This is a genomic window from Ilyobacter sp. (genome assembly GCF_041583315.1).
In the GTDB taxonomy this organism is placed as follows: domain Bacteria; phylum Fusobacteriota; class Fusobacteriia; order Fusobacteriales; family Fusobacteriaceae; genus Ilyobacter.
In genome coordinates this window covers 1-7,223 of sequence record NZ_JBFHGC010000076.1, presented here as the reverse complement: position 1 = coordinate 7,223, position 7,223 = coordinate 1, and the positions used below count along the sequence as shown (strand labels likewise).

Sequence of the window (7,223 nt, the reverse complement as noted above, 5' to 3'; positions counted from 1 at the left end):
GCATATTGGAGCTCCATTAGATCCCAATGTAAAAGTAGGGGACAGGGTATTAAAGGGTCAGAAGATAGCTGATTCTGAGGCTTTTGTGTCTTCACCGGTTCATTCTCCAGTGAGTGGAGTAGTAAAAAAAATAGAAGTTATGCCCTTCCCACTAAGTGGAAAGGTAAAGACTGTAGTGATCGAAAATGATGAAAAAGAGGAGTGGGCAGAACTTACCAAGATAAAAGACTGGGAAAAGGCCACTAGAGAAGAACTCTTGGCAATGGTAAGAGAAAAAGGAATAGTAGGGGTAGGAGGAGCTTGTTTCCCTACACATATAAAACTAAATCCTCCAAAAGATGTGACCATAGATGTATTGCTCTTAAACGGTGCAGAGTGCGAGCCTTATCTAAATTCGGACAACAGACTGATGATTGAAGAGCCACATAAGATAGTGGAGGGAATCAAAATTATAAATAAGATTCTCGGTGTGAACAGAGCTATTATAGGTATAGAGGACAATAAAACAGAAGCTATAGAAAAAATGAAAAAAGCCTGCGAGGGGACAGCTATAGAGGTAGCAATGCTAAAAACTCAGTATCCTCAAGGTGGAGAAAAGCAGCTTATAAAAGCAGTCTTAGATAGGGACGTACCTTCCGGGGGACTTCCTTCTGCAGTTGGAGTTGTGGTTCAGAACACAGGAACAGCAGGAGCGATCTATGAAGGATTAGTCGAGGGAAAACCTCTTATTGAGAAAATTGTTACAGTTTCCGGTAAGGCTGTAGAGAGACCTTCAAATCTAAAGGTTAGAATAGGAACAATGTTCTCAGAAATATTGGATTATGTGGCAACAAACAGAGAATCCATGGAGAAATTAGTCATGGGGGGACCTATGATGGGAATGGCTCAGCACACCGAAACAGTCCCTGTAGTAAAAGGTACATCAGGACTGCTGGCTCTTACAAAAGAGGAAACGAATCCCTATAAACCTAAATCATGTATAGTATGCGGGAAATGTGTCAAGGCATGTCCTATAGATCTTCTGCCGAATATGTATGCAAAATTAGCAAGGTTTAAACAATGGGAAGAGATGGGAAAACATCACCTTATGGACTGTATAGAATGTGGATCATGTTCATATATCTGTCCTGCAAACAGACCACTAACTGAAGCTATAAAAATTGGAAAAGCTAAACTCAGAACAATGAAAAAGTAGTAATCAGGAGGAGAAAACGTGGAAAAGATTTTGAAAATGGGTCCTTCACCACATATAAGAACCAAAGAGAGAGTAGAAGATGTAATGTATGATGTGGTAATAGCACTTGTACCGGCTCTTCTCATGGCAATATATGTTTTTGGAATGAGGGCACTGACAGTAACGGTAACAGCAGTTCTTTCTTGCATGGTCACAGAATGGATTTGTCAGAAAGTGATGAAGCAGGATATCGCTATTTTTGATGGAAGTGCAATTATCACAGGGATATTATATGCATTCGTAATTCCGGCCTTCATGCCGCTACCTTATGTTATAGTGGGATCTGTAGTTTCCATAGCTTTAGGTAAGATGGTTTTCGGAGGACTGGGACACAACATATTTAACCCTGCTCTTGTAGGTAGAGCCTTTGTCCAGGCATCTTGGCCAGTGGCAATAACTACATTTTATTATGACGGAAATGCAGGCGCTACTGTTCTAGATGCAATGAAAAGAGGTCTTGATCTAAACGGAGCCCTATTAGAAGGAGGAAATCCTTATTTTCAGGCTTTACTTGGAAAAATGGGAGGTTCTTTGGGGGAGACATCAGCACTGGCGATTCTTATAGGGGGAGTTTATCTCATAAAGAAAAAACAGGTTGACTGGAGAGTTCCGGCAATAATAATAGGAACAGTATTTGCTATGACTGCACTGGCAGGTGCAAATCCACTTCTTCATATACTTTCTGGAGGACTTTTCTTAGGAGCATTTTTCATGGCTACTGATATGGTTACAAGTCCTTATACTGAAAAAGGTAAAATTTATTATGCTGTAGGAATAGGGCTACTTATTTCTGCAATCAGATTAAAAGGTGGATATCCTGAAGGAACGGCATTTGCAATACTCATTATGAATGGAGTAGTTCCAATCATAAACAGATATACCGCTCCGAAAAAATTCGGGGAGGTGGCAAAATAATGAATAGATTTGTACATTATGGACTGGTACTTTTGTCTATAGCTGCCATTTCTGCCGGTATACTGGCATCTGTAAATAATATGACAAAAGATGTAATCGCTGCAAACGCAAAAAAAGCTGTAAATGAGGCCAGGATAAAGGTTCTTCCAGGTGCAGTTTCTTTTAACGAAGAAGAGAAGAAAAGTGTCGAGGGACTGGATTATGTACCAGGGTACAGTGACGGCGGAGAAATCGTTGGATATGTAGTAACTGTAGCCCAGCCAGGCTATGCTGCAAATATAAATTTTGTTTTAGGTTTTGGATCAGAAGGTGAGATCAAAGGACTCAATATAATCGGTCATCAGGAAACACCAGGCTTGGGATCTAAGGTATCTGACCCAGAATGGCAGTCACATTGGATCGGTAAAAAATTAGGATATGAGTTCAATAAGTCTACAGATGCCTTTGCAGGAGCGACTATTTCTCCTCAGGCAGTTTACACTGGAATGATGAAAGCTCTTTCTATTTATGAAACTGAGGTGAAGAACTAATGGGTAAAAAAGAGATGAAAATACTCACTCAGGGACTCATAAAAGAGAATCCTGTATTTGTGCTACTTTTAGGACTATGTCCAACACTTGGAGTGACAAGCTCGGCAATAAATGGCCTGGCAATGGGACTGGCTACAATGGCTGTACTGGTATGCTCAAACAGTATAATATCAGCAATAAAAAAGAGTATTCCGGATAAGGTAAGAATTCCGGCATATATAATGGTAATAGCCTCTCTGGTTACAATAGTAGAAATGATAATGAAGGCCTATGTACCTGCTTTATATGCAGTACTTGGACTATTTATTCCTCTGATAGTTGTTAACTGCATAGTTTTAGGGAGAGCAGAGAGTTTTGCGGCTAAAAACGGAGTTTTTCTGTCTTTCCTAGATGGAGTAGGAACAGGTCTAGGGTTTGCTCTGGCACTCACTATTCTTGGTGGAATAAGAGAGGTACTTGGAAACGGGTCACTATTTAATATTTCATTTATTCCTGAAGGTTTTAGTCCTGCACTGATATTTATACTTGCTCCCGGAGCATTTATAACTATAGGATGTATAATCGCAACGCAGAATTATATAAAAATTAAAAAAAGCGAGAAAATCCAGAATAGTGTGGAGGTGTAATCTGTGGATTTAGGAAATTTGTTTTCAATAATTGTCGGTGCAATATTTATAAATAACTTTATATTTGCCAAATTCCTTGGTATCTGTCCTTTCATGGGGGTATCAAAAAAAGTAGAATCATCTATAGGAATGGGTATGGCGGTTGCCTTTGTTATGACCTTGGCCTCTGCAGTAACTTGGATAGTTTATAAGTTCTTATTAGTTCCATACGGATTAGAATATTTACAGACCATAGCGTTTATTTTGATAATAGCTTCCCTTGTACAATTTGTAGAGATGGCTATTCAAAAAACATCTCCTCATCTGTATAAAGCTTTAGGTGTATTTTTACCGCTTATAACGACAAACTGTGCTGTACTAGGAGTTGCTATTCTAAATATTCAAGAGGGATTCAACTTTATAGAAACAGTAATAAATGGTTTTGCAGGTGCTATAGGATTTACTCTTGCTCTTGTTTTACTGGCAGGAATAAGGGAAAGACTGGAATATGCTGATGTACCTAGACCATTCCAGGGAGTACCGATAGCATTTATATCGGCAGGACTTCTTGCCATGGCTTTTATGGGATTCAGTGGAATGCAAATCTAGATTTTTGGGAGGTTAGTCAAAAATGGAAGCAATATTAATACCAGTTTTGATATTGGGAGGAATAGGACTTTTTATGGGACTTTTCCTGGCCTTTGCATCAAAGAAATTTGAGGTAGAAGTTAATCCCAATGTTGAAAAAATAATGGAAGTTCTTCCGGGAATAAACTGTGGAGCATGTGGTTTTCCTGGATGTGCAGGTTATGCTGAAGCAATAGCTCTAGAGGGAGCGGAAATAACCTCTTGTGCCCCAGGAGGCGCTGCGGTTGTAGAGGCTGTAGGTAAAATAATGGGTATGACTGCAGAGACAGGCGGAGAAAAAATTGTTGCAAGAGTACTCTGTCAAGGTGATAATACCAGAACTACTAAACTTTATGATTTTGATGTAGAGCTTAAAAGCTGTGCAACAGCAATGTTATATTTTGGTGGGGATAAATCATGCTGGCATTCATGTCTAGGATATGGAGATTGTGCATCGGTGTGTCCTGTGGATGCCATAACAATAACAGACAAGGGTGTAGCTGTCATTAATGAAGACAAGTGTGTGTCATGTGAGAAGTGTGTCAAAGAGTGTCCTAAAAGGGTAATAACCATGACTCCCCAGAATCAAAAAGTCACAGTCTTATGCTCTTCAAGAGAAAAAGGTGCAGTCGCAAGAAAGAACTGTAGTGTGGCATGTATCGGATGCGGTGTATGTGTAAGATGTTGTCCTGTAGATGCTATCGATTTAAAGAACAACCTGGCTAAAATAGATCCTGAAAAATGTATTCAGTGTGGTCTTTGTGCAATCAAATGTCCTACTAATGCAATAACAAGTGAAGTAAAAGAGATAAAAAAGGCTGAAATTATAGAAGAGAAATGTATCGGATGTACAGCCTGTGCAAGAGTGTGCCCTGTAGATGCTATAGAGGGAGAAGTAAAACAAAAGCATAAGGTAATCGAAGAAAAATGTATCGGATGCCAGCTTTGCTATGAAAAATGTAAATTTGGAGCAATAAAAATAAATGTGACAGAGAAAAAAGATAGTTAATTAAAAAGGGAAGGCTTATCGATAAGCCTTCCCTTTTGCTATTATTTAAAGTTTCAAAGATTTAGCTCCCTTTTCAAGAGCTTTTTTATGAAGAGGAATAAGCTTAGCTTTTTCACTGTCAAAAACCTTTGTAAAGGCTTCAATAACTTCTTTTTCTTTTATTGATTTTGTTAATGCCAGATAGGCTCCTAACATAACTAAGTTTGAATCTTTTTCAATTCCGCATTCAGATGCGATTTCATTTGCAGGGATATAATAGACCTCTATATCCTTCCGACTTGCTTTGTCAGATATGAGGGAACTGTTAATCAAAAGCCTTCCTCCTGGGACAAGGGACTGCTCAAATTTATCCAGAGATGGCTTATTCATAACAATAGCAAAGTCTGCATCTCCTGAAACTATGGGAGATCCAATTGGTTTTTCTGAAAGGATAACATGACAATTGGCAGTTCCTCCTCTCATCTCAGGTCCGTATGACGGCAACCAGGATACCTGCCTGTCATTGAGCATTCCTGCATATGCAATGAGCTTTCCGAGAACCATAACTCCCTGTCCTCCAAATCCTGCACAGATTATTTTTTCTGTCATCTCAATCATCCTCCTTTTCAGGAGATTTTATAACTCCTAAAGGATAGTAAGGAATCATATTATCCTTTAGCCAGTCGAGAGCCTCTATAGGGGTCATACCCCAGTTCGTAGGACAGGTAGACAATACTTCTACAATGGTAAATCCCTCACCTTTTATCTGAAGCTCAAAGGCTTTTTTTATAGCTGCTTTTGCCTCTCTCACGTGTTTTGGATCGTGGACAGAAACTCTAACCACATAGACAGCCCTGTCTAGAGTAGCAAGAATCTCTGACATTTTGATAGGCATTCCGTGAATTTTTTTATCTCTTCCATAGGGAGAGGTGGTGGATTTCTGATTGATTAGAGTGGTAGGTGCCATCTGTCCTCCGGTCATTCCATAGACAGCATTATTCACAAAAATTGTTGTGAAGTTCTCACCTCTGAGGGCAGCATGGATTATCTCTGCACACCCTATAGAAGCTAGGTCTCCATCTCCCTGGTAGGTGAATACAGTACAGTCTAGATTAACTCTTTTTATGCCTGTGGCTAGAGCAGGAGCTCTTCCGTGGGGACCAGCCTGCATATCACAATTGAAATATTTATATGAGAGTGCAGAGCAGCCTACAGAAGCCACCCCTATACTTTTTTCCAAAACTCCCAGTTCCTCTAAAACTTCTCCTACAAGCCGGTGTATTATTCCGTGGGTGCACCCTGGGCAGTAGTGAGTTACTGCATCTGTCAGTCCTTTTGTCTTTTGAAAAACAACTTCCATCACTCCCCACCTCCAAGAATCTTCTCAACCTTATCTATAATCTCTTGAGGAGTAGGTATCACTCCACCGGTTCTGCCGTAAAAATGAACAGGAATTTTTCCTCTTACTCCTAGCCTTACATCTTCGACCATTTGCCCGGTACTCATTTCAACTGTTAAGACAGCCTTGACTCTTTCAGGGAGATTTTCCAGCACGCGATAAGGGAATGGGAAAAGTGTTATAGGTCTTAAAATGCCTACATTGATACCTTTATTTTTTAATTTTTCAACAGCGCTTTTTAAAATTCTAGAGGTGGTACCATAAGCCACCGCAACAATATCTGCATCTTCTATATTATATTCTTCCCACCTGCACTCTTTTTCACAAATCAGATCCATCTTTTTTTTGATTTCTAGGATGTGTTTTTCAAGTCTATGGGAATCAAGATCTAAGGAGGTTATAATATTCGGTTCTCTTTTTCCCCTTGTACCTGTAGTTGCCCATTTTTTTTCTACTGGTGTTTTTTTTGGTAAATCTTTAAATTCAACAGCCTCCATCATCTGACCGATCATGCCGTCTGCTAATATCATTACAGGAGTTCTGTATTTATCAGCCACTTCAAAGGCTGTGGGTATGAGATCAACAGCTTCTTGAATACTTGCAGGAGCAAAAACAGGCAGGTGATAATCTCCATGTCCTCCGCCTTTTACAGCTTGAAAATAGTCAGCCTGGGCAGGCTGTATTCCACCTAACCCCGGTCCTGCCCTCATAACATTTATAATAAGACAGGGGAGTTCTGCACCTGCAATATAGGATATTCCCTCTTGTTTTAGGGATATTCCAGGAGAGGATGAAGATGTCATAACCCTGGCTCCAGAACCGGCAGCCCCGTAGACCATATTTATCGCTGCAATCTCCGACTCAGCCTGGACGAAGGTACCTCCTGCCAGTGGGAGTTCTCTCGACATGTATTCAGGAATTTCAT

At 39.9% G+C, this 7,223-nt stretch carries 9 protein-coding genes; 6 read left to right on the top strand and 3 right to left on the bottom strand.

Translation table 11 applies throughout. The features are described from left to right. The 6 genes from rsxC to ABZA26_RS04195 form a co-directional block, all read left to right on the top strand. Positions 1–1,195: electron transport complex subunit RsxC (gene rsxC / locus ABZA26_RS04220; RefSeq protein WP_372713266.1), on the top strand; the 1,195-nt coding region annotated here is incomplete at its 5' end. Positions 1,196–1,213: 18 nt separating this feature from the next. Then, complete coding sequence (locus tag ABZA26_RS04215; RefSeq protein ID WP_372713265.1) at positions 1,214–2,149, top strand: RnfABCDGE type electron transport complex subunit D; 936 nt, start codon at positions 1,214–1,216, stop codon at positions 2,147–2,149. Next, positions 2,146–2,679 carry an RnfABCDGE type electron transport complex subunit G gene (locus tag ABZA26_RS04210; RefSeq protein ID WP_372713267.1) on the top strand — a complete coding sequence of 178 codons (534 nt, stop codon included), beginning with the start codon at positions 2,146–2,148 and terminating at the stop codon, positions 2,677–2,679. The genes ABZA26_RS04215 and ABZA26_RS04210 overlap by 4 nt, the downstream gene beginning before the upstream one ends. After that, a complete protein-coding gene (gene rsxE, locus ABZA26_RS04205) occupies positions 2,679–3,305 on the top strand; it encodes an electron transport complex subunit RsxE (protein ID WP_372713264.1) in 627 nt (208 codons plus the stop codon). Before ABZA26_RS04210 ends, rsxE begins: the two co-directional genes overlap by 1 nt. A gap of 3 nt (positions 3,306–3,308) precedes the next feature. Beyond that, positions 3,309–3,893 (top strand): electron transport complex subunit RsxA, encoded by a 585-nt coding sequence (rsxA, locus tag ABZA26_RS04200; RefSeq protein ID WP_372713263.1) that lies wholly within the window; start codon positions 3,309–3,311, stop codon positions 3,891–3,893. 22 nt (positions 3,894–3,915) lie between these two features. Continuing rightward, on the top strand, positions 3,916–4,920 hold the full coding sequence (locus tag ABZA26_RS04195; RefSeq protein ID WP_372713262.1) for an RnfABCDGE type electron transport complex subunit B: 1,005 nt from the start codon (positions 3,916–3,918) through the stop codon (positions 4,918–4,920). Between the two features lie 45 nt (positions 4,921–4,965). Here the strand turns inward: ABZA26_RS04195 and ABZA26_RS04190 are convergent, their stop codons facing one another. The 3 genes from ABZA26_RS04190 to ABZA26_RS04180 form a co-directional block, all read right to left on the bottom strand. Next, entirely contained in the window at positions 4,966–5,508 is a 543-nt protein-coding gene (locus ABZA26_RS04190; protein ID WP_372713261.1) for a 2-oxoacid:acceptor oxidoreductase family protein, read from the bottom strand. A 1-nt stretch (position 5,509) separates the two neighbouring features. After that, positions 5,510–6,259 carry a thiamine pyrophosphate-dependent enzyme gene (locus ABZA26_RS04185; protein ID WP_372713260.1) on the bottom strand — a complete coding sequence of 250 codons (750 nt, stop codon included), beginning with the start codon at positions 6,257–6,259 and terminating at the stop codon, positions 5,510–5,512. Next, a partial coding sequence (locus ABZA26_RS04180; RefSeq protein ID WP_372713259.1) for a 3-methyl-2-oxobutanoate dehydrogenase subunit VorB occupies positions 6,259–7,223 on the bottom strand: 965 nt, incomplete at its 5' end. The genes ABZA26_RS04185 and ABZA26_RS04180, both read right to left, overlap by 1 nt.